We start from the raw sequence: 20,227 nt of genomic DNA, 5'->3' as shown, positions 1-20,227 counted from the left end.
CTACCGGCTTAAGGTGCAGACGTTTCGCGCACTCGCCGATCGCGCACTCCCCGACTGTGGCCGCGCCTCTCTCCACTGACAGGTGCGCACGTACTACGCAGGACGCTGGAGGCTGATGAGGACGTCGAGGTCATCGTCAGGGGCGAGTTTATTGCGGTCCACTGCGCCGCACACGGTGCACCGGTGAATGAGGATGTACCCCTTCTTGCCCGAGTGGTCCACTGCTTCCGGGCGCATGGGAGCTTGGCAGTCGGCGGCCCGGTCCCCCGGCGCGATATCCACATGCACCGACCACAGGCAATACGGACAGTGGTTGCGGTAACTACCGCCAGGATGGGCTGGGACCTCCCGACCACAGTGCGCACACCTAAAGCCAGTATTCTCCTGCTCGCGGCTGGTGGGAGCGTAGCTCACCGACTTATCTCCCCCGGGCGCCAGAGGCGCCGCTGTGCTGGGCCATCGCTGAGGCGTAGAGACACACTGCCCCCGCCACTGCCACGTTGAGCGACTCTGCTTGGCCATACAACGGCAGGGCGATGCGGGCATCCGCCATAGCTTGGTGGTCTTCGGTCAGACCGTGGGCCTCATGACCCAGTAACCACACGGTGGGGGCGTCCAGGCGCACCCCCGCCGCATCTGCGGTCTGCAGCTGATCCAGCGTGATCTCGGCGTGACCATCGGCAGCCAGCACCTGCACCTGGTTGTCTCGCAGAAACGTGGTCAACTCACCGGGGTCAATTCCGGTGGCAATCGGCACGTGGAAGTGCGACCCAGCGGCTGCCCGTACCACTTTAGGAGCCCACGGATCCGCGCTGCCGGGGGTGAGCACGACGACGCCGGCACCAACAGCATCCGCAGTACGAATCACCGTGCCCACGTTGCCGGGATCCTGCAGACCCACCAGGACCGGAGCCAACCGGACGGGGGCGTAGTCGACTGTGAGCCCGGAGGATGTTGTTCCATCTGCTGCCAACCGGACGAAAGTCTCGCTCATGCCCACCAGCAGCGAGTCGAGACCTTCGAAGGCAATCGCTGGCGGACGGCACACTGCCAGCAGGCCTTGGGAGGTCTCCGCATCACTCATGGCGGCAAGCACCTCTGCTGTCGCTTCCCGCAAGAAGAACCGAGCCTCGCGGGGTAGGTTCCGACCGGGATCGAACAGGACACCCCTGGCCCTGTCGAGCAGTGCCTCTACATCGGGATGCTGGGCCAACGCTTCCGGCGTGAAGTACAGGGCGTCGAGAGCGGGAAGGTAGTCTTCGGGTGGCTTACTGGCTTGGATCCGGTGTTCTCCGGCGTCATCGACCCCGGTGCGTTGCGCGGTCTGTGAACCAGCGACGTCGTCGGCCTCCGGTTCCCATCTGCGCAGCCACAGGGTGAGCGCCTCACGGACTGATTGTGGGCCCTCCGCGAGAAAGGCGCCCTGTTTCCGCCGCGCGGCACGGGTCGCTAAAGCGGCAACATTTTTGACCCGCTCGGCCCCGGGATTATCCAGCACGAATTCACTACTCACCGGGTCATTGTCTCAAGACCGGGAGCGGTAAAGACACACTCATCCCACCGACACACGACGACGCCCGCCTCCCTGGTGCCAGGTGAGACGGGCGTCCTCGTGTGAAGGGTTGAGCGATTCAGCGTGAGGCTGCGTCTGCCTGGGGGGCGTTGACGTCCTCCGGCAGTGCCTTCTTGGCCTGCTCGACGAGTGCTTCGAAAGCAGCCGGGTCGTTCACGGCCAGTTCAGCCAGCATGCGACGGTCGACCTCCACCTCAGCGGCCTTCAGACCCTGAATGAACCGGTTGTACGTCAGGCCGTGGGCGCGTGCGGCAGCGTTAATACGCTGGATCCACAGGCGACGGAAGTCACCCTTGCGCTTTTTACGGTGCTGGTAGTTGTAGGTGTAGCTGTGCAGCAGCTGCTCTTTGGCCTTGCGGTAGAGGCGGGAGCGCTGGCCGCGATAGCCGGAAGCGTCCTCAAGGACCTTGCGGCGCTTCTTCTGCGCATTGACTGCGCGCTTCACTCGTGCCATGAGATATCTCCTGAAGTCTTAAAAGTCTGTGGTCTTCTGCGTCGGCATCCCGGGAAGGGGAATTACTTGCCGAGCATCTTCTTGATGCGGCCCTCGTCAGCCTTGGTCACGATCTGGTCTTTGGCCAGGCGACGGGTCAGGCGGGAAGACTTGTGCTCCAGGTAATGGCGACGGTTGGCCTGCTGGCGCTTGATCTTCCCGGAACCAGTGAGCTTAAAGCGCTTCTTGGCTCCGGAGTGCGTCTTGTTCTTCGGCATAATGCCGTACTCCTTCGTGTTGAGCGGACCTACAGCACCTTGAAGTCCGTGCGGGTTACGCACTGGACGCGGTGCAGAGGTGGGCCACCTGATTCTGCGAACCGGTCACCCCTTGTCACTGGGTCAACGCGATGCCGTGCTCCACAGGAGCGGGCACAGGCACGCAGACCCAGCTATCCATCTTACGGGATGGGCAACTGAAGGGCGAATCAGAGGTTCTTGAGCTCGTCCGGCAGGTAGTCCGCCATGGAGTTGCTCAGTGGCTTGGCGTCCTTAGGGCTCGTGGAGACCTTCTCCTGACGCTGCTGCGTCTTACGCGCACGGCGTTCGTTCTTCTCTCGCGTACGCGCCTTGTTGTCCTCGTTATCCGAGGGGGTGTCCCCACTCTTGGCCTGCTGGGCCTTAGTGCGCAGGGGCCCCACCACCATGACCATGTGCCGTCCGTCCTGACGGGGCGCAGATTCCACTTGGCCAAGATCAGCGACATCCTCGCTGAATCGCTGCAACAGGCGCACACCCATTTCCGGCCGCTGCTGCTCGCGGCCACGGAACTGGATCATTGCTTTGACCTTGTCCCCGGCTTCGAGGAACCGGCGGGCGTGGCCGACCTTGGTCTCGTAGTCATGGTCATCGATCTTCAGGCGGAAGCGGACTTCCTTCAGCGTGGTGGTGGCCTGATTCTTCCGCGACTCGCGGGCTTTAACGGCGGCCTCGTATTTCCACTTGCCGTAATCCATCAGCTTGCAGACCGGAGGCTTAGCCTGTGGGGCCACTTCCACCAGATCCAGATCAGCCTCCGATGCCAGTCTCAGTGCGTCTTCAATACGCACGATTCCCACCTGTTCCCCCTGGGGACCCACCAGGCGGACTTCCGGCACACGGATACGGTTGTTGATGCGTGGTTCGCTGATCTGTCCTGCTCCTGCTTCGACGGCAATGGTCTGATGATGTGTCTGCCGGCACGCAGCATTGCGGCCAGTTGAGACTGTGACAAGCTTACCAGCATGGACTCTGCGCAGAACACCCCACATCCCGAAGATGCCGCCGCTGCAGCGGCCGCCCAGGCACGCGATATCGCCGAAGTGCCAGCAGTGGAACTCATCAATACCGTGGCGGTGCACCTCATGAGTGCCGCTGCCGTGAAAACCGGGCTCGCCGAGGGGCCCGACGCCGAGGACTTAAAAGATCTGGATGAGGCCCGCAAACTCATCTCCGCTTTAGCGGGACTGGTCACTGCCGCAGCCCCGGAAGTCGGCTCCACCCACGCTGCCCCGCTACGCGACGGACTGCGTTCTTTGCAGCTGGCATTCCGTGAAGAATCAATCATTCCCGACCCACCGGGCAAGGGCCCCGGGGAGAAGTGGACTGGCCCGGTGAATTAGCTTAAGCCGACTGCTGGTCCGGTTCGGCGGTGCCCTCCAGCCACTGCTGGGTGGGCCGGATGAACAGCAACACGAGGGCAACGGCTGCCGGGACGAGGAAGGTCAGCCCGACGACCCACACTCCCCCGGCGAAGAAGCTGAAGGACAGCACCACCATGAGCAATTGCAGCACCATGGCTGGGGTGCGCGCTGCAGCGGAACCTAAGAAAAGCCGAAACCCCAGCAGAATGAGAACGACACCGGCCAGCAGGTAAAGCACTAACAACGCGATCTGGCCGGCAGTGTCAAGTACTTCGGCATCGGAGAGCAGTACCTCCGAGACCGTCGCGAAGATCACGGCCGCCCCCTGAACAAAGTGAATCAGGTAGAGCAGCCACACGGAAAAGGGGCGAGCAGGGCCGGGGCCAGGGGATGCGGACATGTCCCATATTCAAACATGGGTAGCGACGACGACACACAATGTAATGTGATGAATAACACATCTTATCGCCGAATTTGCGACACGTAAGGTCTTGTTAACCTCTGCGTCACATGTCAGTCTTGAATGTGTAGTAAGGCGGGGCAAGAGGCCTTTCTCCCCGCGGCTGAAGCGCCTGAGCAGCGCCTGTCATTCGCACCACACGCCGCAGCGGGAGAAGGCTCTGACGTGTTCCCGCACGCACCCGAGCATAGTGGCCCCTGCACTGTGATGCACATTCCGGGCGGAGGCCACCCAAGGAGTAGTGATCGCCATGGATTGGCGCAGCCGAGCAGCCTGCCTGGACAAGGATCCGGAGCTGTTCTTCCCCGTCGGCAACACCGGTCCTGCCCTGTTGCAGATCGAGGAAGCCAAGAGTGTCTGCCGCCGGTGCCCGGTGATGGACACCTGTCTGCAGTGGGCGCTGGACACCGGCCAGGACGCCGGCGTCTGGGGCGGCATGAGCGAAGACGAGCGCCGGGCCCTCAAACGGCGAGCCGCGCGTGCGCGGCGAGCATCGTAAAACGCCGGCGCTCGTCGTCAGCGACTGAGCCGGGTTCCCTGCAAAGCAATGGCTTTGCTCTTTCTACCCCAGGATGGGTGCCCGCAGCCTCACCCGTGTGCCGCGCCCACCTTCGCCGGGTCCCCATTCGATAGAGCCGTGCAGTTCTCCGCGCACCAAGGTGCGCACAATCTGCAACCCAAGACCGGGTTCCCAGTGACCTTCTGGTAGTCCGACCCCGTCGTCGGTGATGTCCACGTCGAGGCGTTGGCGGCCGGCGGCGTCGACGTGTCGCTGCACACTCATCACCACGGTAAGGTGGGCGGCTTCCTCCTGCTGGTTCGTCAGGGGCTTCAACCCGTGCTCTACGGCGTTAGCGACCACCTCGGTGACCACCAAGGCCAGTGGTGTCACCATCCCGGTGGGAAGGTGGCCGAAGCTGCCCTCGAGTCGGGTCACCGCAGAGCCTTCGGATTCGGCCATCTCAGCGGCCAGGTGCAGCTGACGTCTCATGAGTTCGTCGACGTCAACGGTTTCATCGAGTCCGGCAGATAACGAGTCGTGGACCATGGCGATAGTTTCCACTCGCCGCATGGCCCGGGTGAGTCCCGAGCGACCCTCTTCGGAGTCCATCCGGCGGGCCTGCATCCGCAGCAGTGCCGAGACTGTCTGAAGATTGTTCTTCACCCGGTGGTGAATCTCCTTGATGGTGGCATCTTTACTCATGAGCTGCTTCTCCCGGCGGCGCAGCTCTGTGACGTCCCGGCAGAGCACCAGTGCGGCGAAGCGTTCGCCGTCACGGTACAGCGGAATAGAACGTAGGGTCACCGTGGCTCCGTGGGCTTCGAGTTCGCTACGCTGAGCACGGCGGCCGGTGAGCATCATCGGTTGAGATTCGTCCACGGCCACCCCGGTGGCCCGCTGTAGCTCCGCGCCGATACCGGCCAGGGACCGACCTTCCAGAGTCTCGTTGACTCCTAGGCGCAGCAGGGCCGAGACGGCGTTCGGGCTGGCAAAAGTGATCTTGCCGGTGGCATCGAGCCGCAGCAGCCCATCACCCACCCGGGGGGCACCGGAGTAGCCGGTGAACTCCTGAGCCGGATCCGGCCACTGACCGGCTGAGACCATTTCCAGTAAGTCGGTAGCGCAGCGCCGGTAGGTCAGCTCCAGGGTGGAGGGGGCCCGTAGGGCAGAGACCGCGAAATGCATGGTGATGACCCCCACGGTACGTCCGGAGCGCACCAGCGGCACTGCGGTGACCCGCATCCGGGCCGGTGAGGGTTGCCCCTGATCGGAGGAGTTCGTCTCCACCTGGTGCTCCCAGGCGCGTTCCACCATGGGTTTGAGATCGGCTCGGATCCGGTCGCCGACGACGTCGCGGTGGATGATGGTCTGGGTCGTGGAGGGCCGTGCCTGGGCCAGAGCGACGAAGGACCGTCCCTGCGCGGAGACCACACCGTCGGCGGTATGCGGGAACCACAGCACCAGGTCAGAGAAAGCCAGGTCGGAGAGCAGTTGCCAGTCCCCCACCAGAGCGTGGAGCCACTCGATGTCATCAGGGCGCAGGTGGCAGTTGGTGTCGAGGCGGTCGGTCAGCACGGCGGCGCGGATTATGTTCCGATCAGGCCGCGCAGGTGGCGCAGCAGCACGGTCAGCGAAGCCATGGTCTTATCTCCGTCGTCGAGTTCGGCGAAGAGCCGCTCGGTGCGCGCCAGCTTGGTGGTGTGTTCCTGCTTCCACTGGTCAAGCCGCGCGGCGGCGTCGTCGGGCTCGGTGGTGGTGAGCACCGATTCGGTGATTTCCCGCACCGCGAAGTACAGCTCGTCGCGCTGAGCACCCCGGGCCAGGGCCTGCCATTTATCAGTCCGCGGCAAGGTGGTGATTTTCTCGAGCAGGTCGTCGACGTCGAACTCCGCGTAGACCTGATAGTAGACCCCGGCAACTTCGCGGGAATCCAACTCCAGCTGCCGGGCGAGTTCAGCAATATCGAGCAGAGAGAAGGACTCGAACAGTTCGGCGTACCAGCCGGCGAGTTCCTCGTACATGCCGTAGCCGATCGCGTCTTCACGTCGGGCGGCGACCCGGGCCCGGTCCTTCTCTCCCAACACGTCAAACACCCGGCGGTAGAGGGGTCCGATATGTTCCGCGTAGGCGGTGATCTCCTCGGAGATGGACAACGCCGGGCCCCCGTGGTTGACGAACCACCGCACCGCCCGATCCAGCAGCCGGCGCATATCCACGTACACCGGGGCCCACAGTTCCGTGGGGAAGCTGGCCGGCAACCGGCGCATGGCTGCGTCGAACGCGTCGAGCTCGAAGAGTTCACGCACGACCACGAATGCCCGGACGACCTGCTCCTCTGAAGCGAAAGTCTCCTCCATGGTGCGGAAGACGAAAGTGGCCCCACCCATATTGATGGCGTCATTGGCGACGTCGTTAGCGATGATTTCCTCGGCCAGCGGATGCCGTGCTAGCTCGTCGGCGTACCGGGAGGTGATCTGTTCGGGGAAGTATTCCTCCAAGGTGCCGCGGAACCACGGGTCAGCGGGCAGGTCGGAGTCAGCCAAGGCCGATTTCAGCTGGATCTTGGCGTAGGCCACCAAGACCGCCAGTTCCGGCGCGGTCAACGGGGCAATGCCATTCTCTGTCCGGGTGACAAGCTCTTCGGCCGAGGGCAACACTTCCAGGTCCCGGTCCAGGCCGGCAGTCTCTTCAAGGAAGCTGATGAGCCGCCCGAAGCTGGGAGACCATTCGGTCAGCCGCTGCCGATCGGTCAGAAGGAGCACGTTCTGGTCTTCATTGGTGCGTAGCACCAGCTGGGCGACGTCCTCGGTCATCTCGGCCAGCAGCTCGTTGCGTTCTTCGGCCTGCAGCATGCCAGAGTCGATGAGCTGATCCAGCAGGATCTTGATGTTGACCTCATGATCGGAGCAGTCCACACCGGCGGAGTTGTCGATGGCGTCGGTGTTCAGAAGCACGCCCTGCTGGGCGGCCTCGATCCGTCCGGCCTGAGTCAGGCCCAGATTGCCGCCCTCGGCGACGACTTTGGCCCGCAACTGCCGGCCATCAGCGCGCAGCGCGTTATTCGCCCGGTCGCCGACCTGTTCATGGGTCTCCGTGCTGGCCTTCACGTAGGTGCCGATACCGCCGTTGTACAGCAGGTCCACCGGTGCGGTGAGCAGAGTGTGGAGCAGCTGCGGCGGGGTCATGGTCTTCACATCAGGGTCGATGTCGAAGACGTCGCGCATCTGCTCGCTGATGGGGATGCTGCGAGCCTCGCGGGAGAAGACCCCACCGCCGGCTGAGATGAGGTCGGTGTTGTAGGCATCCCAGCCGCGTTTCTCCGCGGTGAAGAGTCGCTTTCGTTCAGTGAAGGAGGCTGCCGGGTCGGGATCCGGGTCGATAAAGATGTGCAGGTGGTTGAAGGCGGCCACCAGCCGAATGTGCTCGGAGAGCAACATCCCATTACCGAAGACGTCACCACCCATATCCCCGATACCCACTACGGTGAAGTCCTCGCTTTGGGTGTCGACTCCCAGGGTTTTGAAGTGGGACTTCACCGACTCCCAGGCCCCCCGAGCAGTGATGCCCATCTCCTTGTGGTCATAACCAGCCGACCCGCCAGAGGCGAACGCGTCACCGAGCCAGTGGCCGTACTCGGCGCTGATCTCATTGGCGGTGTCGGAGAACGTTGCAGTGCCCTTATCCGCAGCGACCACTAGGTAGGCGTCATCGCCGTCGTGACGGACGATGTTCTCCCGGGGAACGATCTGCGGTTCGGCCCCGCCGGCGTCGTCACCGGGAATTTGCCGGTCGGTGACATCAAGGAGGCCACGGATGAAGGTCTTGTATGCTTCCCGGCCGGCTTCGAACCAGGCACTGCGGTCGTGCTGCGGATCGGGTAGCTGTTTGGGGTAGAACCCGCCCTTGGCCCCGGAGGGCACGATGACGGCGTTTTTGACCATCTGCGCTTTGACCAGGCCCAGCACCTCGGTGCGGAAGTCCTCCTGCCGGTCGGACCAGCGCAATCCGCCGCGGGCGATAGTGTCGAACCGCAGGTGGGTGCCTTCCACCTGCGGCGAGTAGACCCAGATTTCGTGGGCGGGACGGGGCTCTGGGGCGGCGTCGATATCTCCCGGACGCAGTTTCATCGACACCCACTCGTGCCCCTGGTAGAGGTTGGTGCGGTCGGTGGCATCAATCAGGGTGAGGAAGCCGGAGAGTACCCGGTCGGCGTCGAGAGTGGTCACCGTGTCCAGGGCTGTGGTCACACTCTCGCGGCAGGCGCGGATGGCCTCAGTGCGGGCCTGTTCGATCTCGGGGTCGAATTTGGCAGTGAAGTAGGCAATCAACGACGCCGTCACGTCGGGATTCTCCAACAGCGCCTCGGCGAGGAAGTCGTAGGAGTGCGCGCTGCCGAGCTGACGCATGTACTTCGCATAGGCCCGCAGGACAGTCACCTGCCGGATGCTCAACCGATGGTGGAGCACCAGCCGGGAGAAGACATCGGATTCCACCCGCCCGGTGAGGACCTGGTGATAGGCCTCCTTGAACAGCTCGATACTGGCCTGGGGATCCACTCCCGCCGGGTAGCAGAGGCCCAGGTCGTAAAGGTAGTAGGAGGCCGGCTCAGCGCCGTGTTCGGTGCTCTCAGGCCGCACGGTGTAGGCCCGCTCGTCGAGCACGGCCAGACCGAAGTCGTCAATGATCGGCAGGGTGTCGGTGAGTGTTTTGGGGTCGCGTAAGTAGAGCTTGAGACGCAGGTGAGCATCGTCACCTGGGCCCGGGGGGTAGAAGGAGATCCGCGGACCGGCCTCCGGTTCGGCCTGAAGTGTCTCGAACTGGGCGGCGTCGTCGAGCGCGTCGGTGACTTCGTAGAGCACCCGGTAGTCGGCGGGGAAGGCCTCCCCCCACCGCTGGCCGATCCGTTCAGCTCGCTCGGCGGTGTAGCGGACGGCGGCTTCTTCGGCGATTCCCTCAGCCCAGGAACGCACTGCCCGGGCGAGTTTCTCCTGCAGTTCAGTGGCGCTGATGCGTAAGGGTTCGGCCTCAGGCTTCAGCCGCAGGCGGAAGAACACACGGGCCAGGACCGAGTCGGAGAGACGGACGTTGAAGTCGATGGATTCGGCGTCGATGTGGGCCATGAGCTCCTGCTCCACCCGCTGCCGCACCGCGGTGTTGTACCGGTCGCGGGGCAAGAACAGCAGCGCCGTCATGAACCGGCTGTGGTGGTCGCGGCGGAGAAAGAGTTTGACCCGCCGGCGCTCCTGTAACTGCAGAATCTGCCAGGCGACGTCTTCGATCTCCTCGATATCCATCTGCAGCAGCTCATTGCGCGGATAGGTCTCCAGGATCTGCATCAAGTCCGCCCCGGAATGGGAATCCGGGCTGAACCCGGAGCGCGCCAGCAGCTGCTTGGCCCGGGAGCGCAACAGCGGGATGGTGGTGATCGACTGGGTGTAGGCCCGCTGACTGAACAGCCCCAGGAACCGACGTTCCCCCCTCGGACGACCGGCGGCGTCGAAGGTCTTCACCGCCACGTAGTCCATATAGGTGCGCCGCCGCACTGTGGAGCGGGTGTCGGCTTTGGTGATGACCAGCAACCGTGGCTTCGGGGACGCGTCTTCGGCCGGTGGGGAAAGCTCAGAGGCTCGCGCATCGATGGGTGTGCCGTCCACATCGGCGAGGATGCCCAGTCCGGTGCCGGGAATCGGACGCAGCTGGGCCGAGCCGGTGTCCTCCTCAAGGGCGTACTCCCGGTACCCCAGGAAGAGGAAGTGCCCCGAGCCCATCCATTCGAGCAGCTCGGCAGTCTCGTTACGTTCGGGCACATCATCGAGACGACGAACGTCGGTGGCCGCTTGGTAGGCCTCGGCGACCATGGCGTCCTGGTCCCGTTGGGAGGCTTCGACATCGCCGAGGATGCTCCGCAGCCCGCAGCGTAGCTGTTCGGCCTGCTCATCGGTGACCGCGGAGGTGAGTTCTACCGCGATCCAGGACTCCACTCCGGCCCGGTCATCGGCGTCGATGAGTGCCGACAAGGAGGGAATCGCCTGAGTATCTCCAGAGGAGAGCGAGCGCCCCTGCGTGGGTAAGGATTTGACGGATTTCAGGGTGCCGTCGCTACTGCGGGAGGTCAGCAGGATGGGGTGGACCACCAAGGCGATGGCGTGGCGCTGCCGGGTGATTTCCGCGGTGACGGAGTCCACCAGATAGGGCATATCGTCGGTGACTACCATGACGATGCTGCGCCGACCCACCGTGGTGACATCGATAGCCGCTTCGCCGCGGGTACGAGCCTCGGCCAGTTTCAGGTGGGCGGTGAGCCGTTCACGCTGCTGTTCAGCGCTGACCTGGGCGAGGTCCTCTTCGGCAATATGGGCGTAATAGGCCTGGCTGAGGCGGTCCAGCTGCGGGTCGTCTCGGGTGTAGAGGGTCTTCTGCTGGGCCATCGCATCCTCGCGGTTCCGGGTGGGTTGAGACTCGTTCTTCAGCCTATCGCCCGGGAGGTCTTCTGTCTGCGCGAGCGCAGCCGCGGCGACCGTGGTGCCAGCTCTACCCCCACAAGGCCGGCAATGCTGAGCCGCAGGGGACTCTGGGGTGCCGCCTCGGCCAGCACCTCGCCCCGCCGCAGGGCGGTATCGCAGCTGGGCCGGTCATCGGGAAGGAAGGCGCTGATCGACTGCCCGGTGCTGTAATGGTTCCAGGCGTCGTCGAGCTGGCGACGAGGAGAGCGTCCGACGACGTCACGGCGCACCTGCGTGACGACCACCGTAGGTGCCACCGCCTCGGGCAGGATGCTGCGATAGTCCTCCACGGTCTTGATGAGCCGGGAGAATCCCACCGGGTCGGCTGTTCCCAACACCAGGGCGGTGTCGGCGGCCTGCAGCACAGTGGCCGCAGTGTCACTGCGCTGGGGGATGTGCTCGAAGCTGAGGTCATCGGCCGGGTCAAGCCCGCTGGCCAGATCGACGACGACGTGGTCGTAGGCTTCAGTGGCACAGTCAAGCACGGTCTGCACCGCCTGAGGACGGAGCTCGGCCCAGCGATCAGCCCGGGGCAATCCGGTGAGCACATGCCACGTGGTTCCGCGGGTTTCCACGGTCACCACGGCCCGGCGTAGGGCGGCAGCATCCAGGGTGCCATAATCGGCGGCACGGCAAGCCTGAGCGATGCCGGCCGATTCCTCGAGCAACCCGAGATGCACTGCGGCGCTGGCCGCTGTGGTGTCGGCGTCGATGAGGAGCACCTGTGCCCCAGAGATCGCCAATTCGGCGGCGAGGTTAACCGCCGTGGTGGTCCGCCCGGGCGCCCCGGCAGTGCCCCACACCGCGATGAGCCCTCCCGCATCGCCCGGCCCGTCAGCGGACTCCTCGTCAGTGGGCTCACCGATCGTGTCCTGCTCAGCTCCCCTCTCAACGGGGCTGTGCTGCTTGACTGGGCTAGACTGCTTAACTGAGCTGTACTGCTCGGTCGGTCTGTGCTGCTCGGTCGGTCTGTGCTGCTCAACGCGTCTGTGGTCGTCAAGGTCAAGCCCGTTGGCTTGCAGCAGGGAGCTGAACTCGGCGTCGGTGTTCTCCGCCGGAGAGGCACTGATGTTCTGCAGTGCGGCGGCGAGCGTACCGGCGGCGACGTCGTCGGGAAAGCAGACTGCCCCCAGTGCGGTGAGCCGCTCCCGTTCAGCGGGAACATCGGAGATCACCACCACAGTGAGGCTCTCAGCGGTGAGCTCGGAGAGCACACTGGCGGTGAGATCCGCGGTTTCACCGATGATGAGTGCCGCATCGGCTCGACCGTGGCGAGCAGCGGTGAGCAACTCGACGAGATCTGTGCAGCGCCGATCCACCGTCACCGGACCCTGCAGACCTTCCAGCCCGGCGATGTGATCGGTGCTCAGCTGGCCGGTAGTGATGACCGAGCACCGGTTCACGGGGTCTCCCCCGCTGGCAAGACCGAGAGCTCAGCTCCCGTACCGGTGGCGGAGAGCAGCCCGGAGACCTCCTCGGGGTCCACCAGCAGTTCGACGGTCCGGGCAGAATGTGCACCGAAGGCCGATTCCGACTCCCGGACGTCGGCAACTTCGGCGGCGAGCACGAGCCGGTCCACCTCGGCATCCTCTTCAGGTCCCGGTGCGTGGGCGGCCCAGACGTCCACGGCGCTGCCAGGAGAAACGGCACGGGCCAGCTCGTGGTGGATCTCTACCGTAATCGCTTGCCGTCCAGCTGGATCTGCCTCGGCCACGGCTCGAACCGGCAGCAGCTCCCCCTCTTCGATACGGGTGACCACCTGAGCACGCTCCGGCAGGGAGGACTCCGGACTGAGGTAGGTGTCTACGGCGTCGTCGATCCTCACCTGGGTGACGGTGAGATCCTCCGGGGTGATCTGCTCCCCCGGTGTGAGGCTGCGCGCTGCGGTATAGACCGGGGTGGTCTGGTCCTGGGAGGCCACCAGCGCCACAGTGCCAGTCACCGAGACCAGCACCAGGAGCACCCCGGCCAGAAGCCTGGGGTCCCGCCACGAAGGCCTGCGCAGCCGGGCGGCTGGCTCATGGTGATCCGGCGGGCGTTGTCCGGGTTCCGCTACTGTCGTGGGCACTTTCACTGCCATACGTCCCCTCCTGCGTCACACTGTTGTGAAGAGAATGGAGCGCGGTGGTGCGCGACGGAGCATAGATTAGCCCACCGGTGAGCGACTTCGCACACTGATGTGGAGCTTTCACTATGAGACATGCAAGAATAGAACCAAATGACATCAAACGACGAGGAGTTGAGTGATGCGCCGGTTCTACACACTCCCCGACGTTGCTGAAGCCCTCAATATCTCGATGTCCCAGACGCGCGCGCTGATCCGCAGTGGAGAACTCGAAGGCATTCAGATCGGCGGGCGGGGTCAATGGCGCGTCGAAGAGGCCAAACTCGACGAGTTCATCGAACGTCAGTACGCCGTGCAGCGCGAGGCCCGTGCAGCCCGCGCACGCGAAGAGCAGGGCAGCTAACCCTTCATCCGGCTCGGCTGCCCCCCAAACCCTCTGAAGGCCTGCGTTCACATTGAGTCCATGGAGTCCTGGGGTCAGAACTGGATCGGATCGCGGCTGCGGATCAGCTCCACCGAGGAAAACAGGACGCTCCGACGCCGAGCCCGCTCACCGCGTACCCCGAGGTCGAAGTGGTCAGCTCCGGCTCCGAGCACGATTCCGCCAGCCACCTGCCGACCGGCCGCATGGACGGTCACCTCTGCACGCTGCTGGGCGAGGCGGCGGATCACTGCAGCGATACCCAGGCGCTGCCGGGTCACCGATGACTCCGCTTGCCCTTTGGGGGCTACATCATCTACCCCCAGAACCGCCGCCAACGGGATCAGCACTCCACGACCGGCAGCGTAGCCGGCCATCCAGTCCGCCCCGAGCGCCTGCAGCCTCAGCTGCACCGGCCCTTCGGAGAGCAAGTGGACAGTGACCAGTTCTCCGATGTGGACACGCAGCCGATCCGCCAGCTGGAGCCTGGATCGCTCCACCGCAGAGGCTTCAGCAACCTCAGCTCGGAACTCACCCTGCCGCTCGGCGGCGAGTTGGGCTTCCATATCGGCAAAGAGCGCATCCCAGCGCACGAGGGCCTCCTGGGTCGTTCTGAGAACAGACACTCATCTCTCTCGGGGTAAGAGCACGGATCCATTATGTCTGGTCATGCACTCTTCGCACCCTGCCTCTGGGATCAACCGCTGCACACTTCACACATCGAATGAGATCGTGTACTCTTCAGATCGATCACAGATCACCAAATGACATCAAATGAAACGTTTGACTCTTGAGGTGCTCGTGAGATGAGAGTCGCTCACCGTGTTCAGGACCTGGTCCTCACCGGGATCTTCACCGCTGCTGGCCCCGTATTGCTTTTCTGCGCCAGTCACCTGCTCGGCGGTGTTCCGAGCGCCGGGATCCTGCACACCTTAGAAAGCCACGATGCTCGGGCCGCCGAGTACGGCGTCGGGCTCCTTGCCGCCGGCACTGGAGCGGCCCTGAGCCTGTGGTGGTGCCTCTGCGCTGCCGTGACCTGCCTCAGCGTCGTGCTCGAGCATCGCAGTCCCCGACGCCGAGGCCGGCTGCCACACCTGGCCCCTGGATTCATGCGGCGCACCGCCGCCCTGGTGCTCGGCATCGGCCTGGCGGCCTCGGCGACACCTGCAGCGGCCGACACATCCCCCTACCCCGCTGAAAGGATCGAGGCACCTGTCTTCACTGCCACCGCATCCGAGAACTCATCAGAAACCCTCCAGGAGGAGACGGTGAAAGGCCCCCTGTTCACCCCGCACATTCCTTCACCCAGCGCCGAGCGCCACCTGCAGCTCCCCCAGCGGGAAAGCCAGGAGAGCACACAGGTGACGGTCAAACCCGGGGATTCGTTGTGGACGATCGCCGCCGAGCATCTGGGACCCCAAGCCACCGACTGGGAGATAGCCCGTCACTGGCCCCGGTGGTATGAGGCCAACCGGACCGTCATCGGTGATGACCCTGCGCTCCTGCAGCCTGGAACCATACTGACACCGCCCGAGGAGAGGAGATAAGCCAATGACCGCCACCGTTGAAGCTCCCACTGTGGAACAGTCTTCTGCACCCGCACCCGGTAGGCCTTTCCGGCTCCACCGGGAGGCGGAGGTGCCCCGGATGCTGCGGCGGATGGGACATCCGGAACTCGCCGCTGAAGCCAGCGAGGACACCGACCGGCAGCGTCCGGTGGAATTGGCCGGTTTCGCCGAGGAGCGGCGGCAGATTGTCGCGGTGAGCCGCGTGGTCTGTCAGGCGGCACTGGAGACCTTGGCCGGTCTGCGCCCGGCTCATCAGATGCAGCGCTGGTGCGCACCGGCCATTCAGCAGAAGATCGCCCAGCGTGCCGAACTGGTTCACCACACCGTCGGGGGTCGGGCTCAACCCCAGCGGGTGACATTCCTCAGCGTTCGGGCAGACCGGGTGCGCGCGACGGTGTGGGAGGTGGCACTGGTCTTCACCGACGGACACCGGGCCAGGGCCTGTGCGCTGCGGCTGCAGGCGCACCGTCGCCGGTGGCAGGTGGTGGCCATGGAGCTCGGTTAGGAGCTCAAGGAGGCTTCCTTCGGTTCGGTGCCCTTGGTGTCCTCGTCGCTGCCGGCGTCGTCGGCGTCTTCTGCCGGCTTCGCCGGGCGCACGGACTTTATCTCGGCGGCGAAGAGCTTACGGACGGATTCCTCACGGATGCTCTCGGCCATGGCCTGGAAGAGGAGGTAGCCTTCTCGCTGATACTCCACCAGGGGGTCACGCTGAGCCATGGAGCGCAGACCGATACCGGACTTCAGGTAGTCCATCTCGTAGAGGTGTTCCTGCCACTTTTCGTCGATGACCGAAAGCAGCACACGCCGTTCCAGCTCGCGGAGCGGCTCAGAACCGACCTCTTCTTCCTTGTTCTCGTAGGCGATCTTCGCGTCAGAGACGATCTCGCGCTTGAGCTTCTTGGTGGTGAGCTGGTCAATACCCCCGGCGTCTTCGACGAGCTCCTCGATGTCCAGACTGATGGGGTAGAGCTGACGCAGTTCCTCCCACAGCCCTTCGAGATCCCAGTCCTCAGGTGAAGAAGCCACCGTCTTCTCATCGATCATCAACCCGATGGCGTCTTCGATGAAGTGCTGGACCTTCTCATGGACATCGTCACCTTCGAGGATCCGACGACGATCCGAGTAGATGGCCTCGCGCTGCCGGTTCATCACGTCGTCGTATTTCAGCACGTTCTTGCGCTGTTCGGTGTTCTGCGATTCCCGTTGCTGCTGAGCGTTGGCGATGGCCGAGGAGACGAATTTGTGCTCCACGGGAATCTCGTCATCCATGGCCGAGGAGTTCATGATCCGTTGTGCGGCACCCTGGTTGAACAGACGCATCAGGTCATCGGTCAAGGAGATGTAGAACCGGGACTCACCGGGGTCACCCTGACGTCCGGACCGACCACGCAGCTGGTTGTCGATTCGTCGAGACTGGTGCCGTTCAGTGCCCAGCACGCAGAGACCGCCGAGTGCACGGACCTCCTCAGCCTCGGCCTCCGCCTCTTCTTTGGCCTTGGTGAAGACCTCGTCCCACTTCGCTTCGTACTCTTCGGCGTCTTCGACCGGGTCCAGGCCGAGTTTTTCCATCTCCCGGACGGCGTTGAACTCGGCGTTACCGCCGAGCATGATGTCAGTACCACGTCCGGCCATATTCGTCGCCACCGTGACCGCACCCTTACGTCCGGCCTGGGCAACGATCGCCGCCTCACGTTCGTGGTTTTTCGCGTTGAGCACCTCATGGCGGATGCCCTTTTTGGCGAGCAGTTTCGACAGGTACTCGGACTTCTCTACCGATTCGGTACCCACCAGGATCGGCTGGCCCTTCTTATGCCGTTCCACGATGTCCTTGACCACGGCGTCAAACTTAATGACTTCGTTCTTGTAGACCAGGTCGTTGTGGTCGATCCGCTGGCGAGGCTTATTCGGCGGTATGGGCACCACACCGAGTTTGTAGGTGGACATGAACTCGGCCGCCTCGGTTTCAGCGGTACCGGTCATCCCGGAGATCTTCTCGTAGCCGCGGAAGTAGTTCTGCAACGTCACCGAAGCTCGCGTCTGGTTCTCCGGTTTGATCCGCACACCCTCTTTGGCCTCAATCGCCTGGTGGAGGCCTTCGTTGTACCGACGCCCCTTGAGAATACGGCCGGTGTGCTCATCGACGATGTGGACTTCGCCGTCGACGACGACGTAATCAGTGTCCTTTTTATACAGTTCCTTGGCTCGGATGGCATTGTTGAGGTACTGAATCAGCGTGGTGTTTTGGGTCTCGTAGAGGTTCTCGATACCCAGATAGTCCTCCACCTTGTCGATGCCGGATTCCAGCACCCCGACGGTCTTCTTCTTCTCGTCGACTTCGTAGTCCTCATCCCGCTTGAGGTGCTTGACCAGGGTGGCGAAGTCGGCATACCACCGAGAGATATCCCCAGAGGCCTGCCCGGAGATGATGAGCGGGGTGCGGGCCTCGTCGATGAGAATGGAGTCGATCTCATCGATGATCGCGTAGTGGTGGCCCCGCTGGACCAGGTCATCGAGAGACTGGGCCATATTGTCGCGCAACCAGTCGAAGCCGAATTCGTTGTTGGTTCCGTAGGTGATGTCCGCGGCGTAGGCCTCCCGGCGCGCGGCCGGCTTCATCTGATTGGTGATCGTTCCCACGCTGAGTCCCAGGAACCGATAGACACGGCCCATGAGGTCTGACTGGTACTTGGCCAGGTAGTCATTGACAGTGACCACGTGCACACCCTTGCCGGTCAAGGCATTGAGATAGGCCGGGGCGGTGGCCACCAGTGTCTTCCCCTCACCAGTGCCCATCTCCGCGATATTGCCCAAGTGCAGGGCGGCCCCACCCATGATCTGCACGTCGTAGTGGCGCTGACCCAGGGTGCGGTCAGCGGCTTCCCGGACAGCGGCGAAAGCTTCCGGCAGCAACGAGTCGAGGGATTCGCCCTCCTCGAGCCGCTCCTTGAAGCGGTCCGTCTCGGCACGCAGTTCAGCGTCGGAGAGCTCTTTGAACTCGTCCTCGAGCAGATTGACGGCGTCGGCGTATCCGCGCAGCCGCTTGAGGATCTTCTTGTCCCCGGTTTTGAGGACTTTTTCGAGCAAAGTGGGCACAGCTAGCATCTCCGTGGGGTTATCAACAGCGTCAACTTGTCAGTGTAAGGCTCCTGACCGTCTGCGGCCACACCTACGCCGGCTCCCGCGGCGGCGCTGCACGCGGGAACCGGCGGATGATGGTGGGTGCTGAGGACTCAGGCCGCCTGTTGGCGGGAGCCCAGAGTGTTCAACGTTGCTCCGTTATCCGGGCGATAGTCCCGCTCCTCGGTCTGGGGGCCTTCCCCGGCTTCGGTGTCCAAGGAGATCACTCCGTAGGTCCATCCGCGGCGCCGGTAGACCGCCGAAGGCTGGCCGGTCTCGGCGTCGAGGTAGAGGTAGAAGTCGTGGCCGAGCAGTTCCATGGCGTCGACGGCGGCGTCGACACTCATCGGCTCAGCGGGGAAGACTTTGCGGCGGATCTTGATCGGCTCGGTCCACTCATCCTCAGCCGGGGGAACGTCATCGGCCGCCTCGGCGTCAAGCACCTGCTCGTACAGGGGGGTGTCCGGGTCCACCGGGGTCAATCCGGCCAGTGCCTGGCCCAGTGAGGCCGGGGCCTGAGCGTTGCCGTTGGCCCGAGCGCGCGACTTCTTCTTATCGCGAGCCCGGCGGAGCCGTTCACACAGTTTGTCCCAGGCAATTTCGAAGGCGGCGAATTTGTCATCGGACTGGGCCTCGGAGCGGATGACCTTCCCGCGACCCACCACGGTGAGCTCCACGGTGATCGTGGTTTCGGCGGCTCGGTGGCCGTGCTGGCTGGAGACTTTGACCTCGAGCCGCTGCCCCTTATCGGCGAGGGCCTCAGCCTTCTCGCTTTTGGCCTCCACGTGCTCTTTGAAGGCGTCGGGGATCGTGATGTTGCGGCCGGTGTAGGTGACCTGCAGGGTCATGCGTCCTCCTTCAGTCCGTAGCGTACGCACAGCTTCCGGTGGACGTCTTCAGAGTCCACCGCTGCTGCGATGGGACTCTTTATCAGGTACCCATACTTCAGCCTATGCCACATGACAGCCCGGCGTGAAGTCGCCTCGACGATTCAGCGCTGACCTGGGGTATCACCCCGGGGTGTGGCCGCCACAACAGCGGCACCGCAGACGTGGGCACCGGCGGCGGAGGCCAGTTCGTAGAGCCGACGCAGTGTGGAGCCGGTGGTGAGGACATCGTCGACCAGTAGCACCTCGGTGGTGGCCAGCTGCGCCTGCGCACCGGCGGCCAGCTGCAGCTGCTCGTGGGCCTGCCGGCGGGCTGCACTGCCGCGGGTTTTCTGGCTGGCACCGCCGACGACGGCGGTTGCCACCTCGGTGACTGGACGGCGAGTGATGAGGTGGTCACCTCGGGTGAAACCCTCGACGGGCAGTGCCCCCTGTAGGAGCTCATCGAGGGGGTCACGTCCGCGGCGCACGTGGGCGGCCAGGCTTGGCGGGGGTCTGAGCAGCACCACCGGCACCCCGGCCGGTACGAGGTGATCGGCGGCGGTGGTCATCGCCCGCCGCAGGGCCGGAGCGAGAACTCTGCGCAGGCCGACCCGTTCGTGTTCCTTGAAAGCGACCACGACATCAGCCACCAGGGTGCGGTACCACCCCGCTGCGAAGACTGGCAGCACACGCAGGTCGTCGTCGGTCACATCGATCACCGGCAGGGCATCGGCACCGGCTTCCGCAGCGACAGGACGCCGAGTCAACAACCGCAGGTCGTCAGTGCACTCCGGGCACAGATCGGTGCCCTCGGCACCGCACCCCACACACCAGCTGGGTGCCATCAGATCAGCAGCAGCCTGAAGCCCGTGCCGCAGGTGCCTGCCGGTGGAGGAGAACCACATCCAGTCCAGGACGTCTGGCAGGGTCCGCGGGCCTCGAGTCGCCTGGCCCTGCGGGTCTGGGGTTCTGTGTAGCCGTGTCCTCTCCAGCATGCTTCTATGCTGCCGCGCCCGATGGCACCTGACCACCGGG

General features: G+C 64.0%; 19 protein-coding genes. 5 read left to right on the top strand and 14 right to left on the bottom strand.

The window, feature by feature from the left end; translation table 11 throughout:
- Positions 1 to 93 precede the first annotated feature (93 nt).
- The 5 genes from H578_RS0101145 to infC form a co-directional block, all read right to left on the bottom strand.
- Positions 94 to 522, bottom strand: a complete 429-nt coding sequence (locus H578_RS0101145) for an RNHCP domain-containing protein (protein WP_084709775.1) — start codon at positions 520 to 522, stop codon at positions 94 to 96.
- Positions 419 to 1,513, bottom strand: a complete 1,095-nt coding sequence (locus H578_RS0101140; protein ID WP_022871879.1) for a TrmH family RNA methyltransferase — start codon at positions 1,511 to 1,513, stop codon at positions 419 to 421. Before H578_RS0101140 ends, H578_RS0101145 begins: the two co-directional genes overlap by 104 nt.
- 118 nt (positions 1,514 to 1,631) lie before the next feature.
- Positions 1,632 to 2,027 carry a 50S ribosomal protein L20 gene (gene rplT, locus H578_RS0101135; RefSeq protein WP_022871878.1) on the bottom strand — a complete coding sequence of 132 codons (396 nt, stop codon included), beginning with the start codon at positions 2,025 to 2,027 and terminating at the stop codon, positions 1,632 to 1,634.
- Between the two features lie 62 nt (positions 2,028 to 2,089).
- Positions 2,090 to 2,284, bottom strand: a complete 195-nt coding sequence (gene rpmI, locus H578_RS0101130; protein ID WP_028463813.1) for a 50S ribosomal protein L35 — start codon at positions 2,282 to 2,284, stop codon at positions 2,090 to 2,092.
- Between the two features lie 209 nt (positions 2,285 to 2,493).
- The gene (infC, locus tag H578_RS0101125; RefSeq protein WP_245554865.1) at positions 2,494 to 3,162 is read right to left on the bottom strand and encodes a translation initiation factor IF-3; all 669 of its coding nucleotides are present in this window, start codon (positions 3,160 to 3,162) and stop codon (positions 2,494 to 2,496) included.
- A gap of 126 nt (positions 3,163 to 3,288) precedes the next feature.
- On the opposite strand from infC, the gene H578_RS0101120 reads away from it, so the two are divergent.
- The gene (locus H578_RS0101120) at positions 3,289 to 3,666 is read left to right on the top strand and encodes a DUF1844 domain-containing protein (protein WP_022871877.1); all 378 of its coding nucleotides are present in this window, start codon (positions 3,289 to 3,291) and stop codon (positions 3,664 to 3,666) included.
- Between the two features lies 1 nt (position 3,667).
- Here H578_RS0101120 and H578_RS0101115 read toward each other — a convergent pair whose 3' ends face one another.
- Positions 3,668 to 4,087: a hypothetical protein gene (locus H578_RS0101115; RefSeq protein ID WP_022871876.1), complete on the bottom strand. Its 420-nt coding sequence runs from the start codon at positions 4,085 to 4,087 to the stop codon at positions 3,668 to 3,670.
- A gap of 310 nt (positions 4,088 to 4,397) precedes the next feature.
- On the opposite strand from H578_RS0101115, the gene H578_RS0101110 reads away from it, so the two are divergent.
- A complete protein-coding gene (locus tag H578_RS0101110; RefSeq protein ID WP_028463811.1) occupies positions 4,398 to 4,646 on the top strand; it encodes a WhiB family transcriptional regulator in 249 nt (82 codons plus the stop codon).
- 63 nt (positions 4,647 to 4,709) lie between these two features.
- Here the strand turns inward: H578_RS0101110 and H578_RS0101105 are convergent, their stop codons facing one another.
- Genes H578_RS0101105 through H578_RS12345 form a run of 4 tightly spaced genes read right to left on the bottom strand, consistent with a single transcriptional unit; the run spans position 4,710 to position 13,232 of the window.
- Complete coding sequence (locus H578_RS0101105) at positions 4,710 to 6,224, bottom strand: sensor histidine kinase (protein ID WP_022871874.1); 1,515 nt, start codon at positions 6,222 to 6,224, stop codon at positions 4,710 to 4,712.
- A gap of 11 nt (positions 6,225 to 6,235) precedes the next feature.
- Positions 6,236 to 11,077 carry an NAD-glutamate dehydrogenase gene (locus H578_RS0101100; protein ID WP_022871873.1) on the bottom strand — a complete coding sequence of 1,614 codons (4,842 nt, stop codon included), beginning with the start codon at positions 11,075 to 11,077 and terminating at the stop codon, positions 6,236 to 6,238.
- Between the two features lie 38 nt (positions 11,078 to 11,115).
- The gene (locus H578_RS0101095) at positions 11,116 to 12,555 is read right to left on the bottom strand and encodes a CpaE/TadZ family protein (RefSeq protein ID WP_022871872.1); all 1,440 of its coding nucleotides are present in this window, start codon (positions 12,553 to 12,555) and stop codon (positions 11,116 to 11,118) included.
- Entirely contained in the window at positions 12,552 to 13,232 is a 681-nt protein-coding gene (locus H578_RS12345) for an SAF domain-containing protein (protein ID WP_022871871.1), read from the bottom strand. Before H578_RS12345 ends, H578_RS0101095 begins: the two co-directional genes overlap by 4 nt.
- Positions 13,233 to 13,398: 166 nt before the next feature.
- Between H578_RS12345 and H578_RS0101085 the strand changes: the two genes are divergently transcribed.
- Positions 13,399 to 13,620 (top strand): helix-turn-helix domain-containing protein, encoded by a 222-nt coding sequence (locus tag H578_RS0101085; protein ID WP_022871870.1) that lies wholly within the window; start codon positions 13,399 to 13,401, stop codon positions 13,618 to 13,620.
- Between the two features lie 74 nt (positions 13,621 to 13,694).
- Here the strand turns inward: H578_RS0101085 and H578_RS15330 are convergent, their stop codons facing one another.
- Positions 13,695 to 14,231, bottom strand: coding sequence for a hypothetical protein (locus H578_RS15330; RefSeq protein WP_022871869.1), 537 nt, complete (start codon positions 14,229 to 14,231; stop codon positions 13,695 to 13,697).
- A 213-nt stretch (positions 14,232 to 14,444) separates the two neighbouring features.
- On the opposite strand from H578_RS15330, the gene H578_RS0101075 reads away from it, so the two are divergent.
- Both H578_RS0101075 and H578_RS0101070 read left to right on the top strand, forming a co-directional pair.
- On the top strand, positions 14,445 to 15,185 hold the full coding sequence (locus tag H578_RS0101075) for a LysM peptidoglycan-binding domain-containing protein (protein ID WP_022871868.1): 741 nt from the start codon (positions 14,445 to 14,447) through the stop codon (positions 15,183 to 15,185).
- 4 nt (positions 15,186 to 15,189) lie between these two features.
- Positions 15,190 to 15,711: an Rv3235 family protein gene (locus tag H578_RS0101070; RefSeq protein ID WP_022871867.1), complete on the top strand. Its 522-nt coding sequence runs from the start codon at positions 15,190 to 15,192 to the stop codon at positions 15,709 to 15,711.
- Here the strand turns inward: H578_RS0101070 and secA are convergent.
- The 3 genes from secA to H578_RS12325 all read right to left on the bottom strand — a co-directional run bounded on the left by secA (position 15,708) and on the right by H578_RS12325 (position 20,187).
- On the bottom strand, positions 15,708 to 18,299 hold the full coding sequence (gene secA / locus H578_RS12335) for a preprotein translocase subunit SecA (protein WP_022871866.1): 2,592 nt from the start codon (positions 18,297 to 18,299) through the stop codon (positions 15,708 to 15,710). The two genes, H578_RS0101070 and secA, sit on opposite strands and share 4 nt — an antisense overlap.
- A 137-nt stretch (positions 18,300 to 18,436) precedes the next feature.
- Positions 18,437 to 19,171 carry a ribosome hibernation-promoting factor, HPF/YfiA family gene (gene hpf / locus H578_RS12330; RefSeq protein WP_022871865.1) on the bottom strand — a complete coding sequence of 245 codons (735 nt, stop codon included), beginning with the start codon at positions 19,169 to 19,171 and terminating at the stop codon, positions 18,437 to 18,439.
- A 143-nt stretch (positions 19,172 to 19,314) separates the two neighbouring features.
- Entirely contained in the window at positions 19,315 to 20,187 is an 873-nt protein-coding gene (locus H578_RS12325; RefSeq protein ID WP_084709773.1) for a ComF family protein, read from the bottom strand.
- Positions 20,188 to 20,227: the final 40 nt, after the last annotated feature.

Origin of the sequence: Nesterenkonia alba DSM 19423, from assembly GCF_000421745.1 — a bacterium.
Lineage (GTDB): Bacteria > Actinomycetota > Actinomycetes > Actinomycetales > Micrococcaceae > Nesterenkonia > Nesterenkonia alba.
The sequence above is the reverse complement of the archived record's forward strand: the minus strand, read 5'-3'. Positions and strand labels throughout refer to the sequence as shown.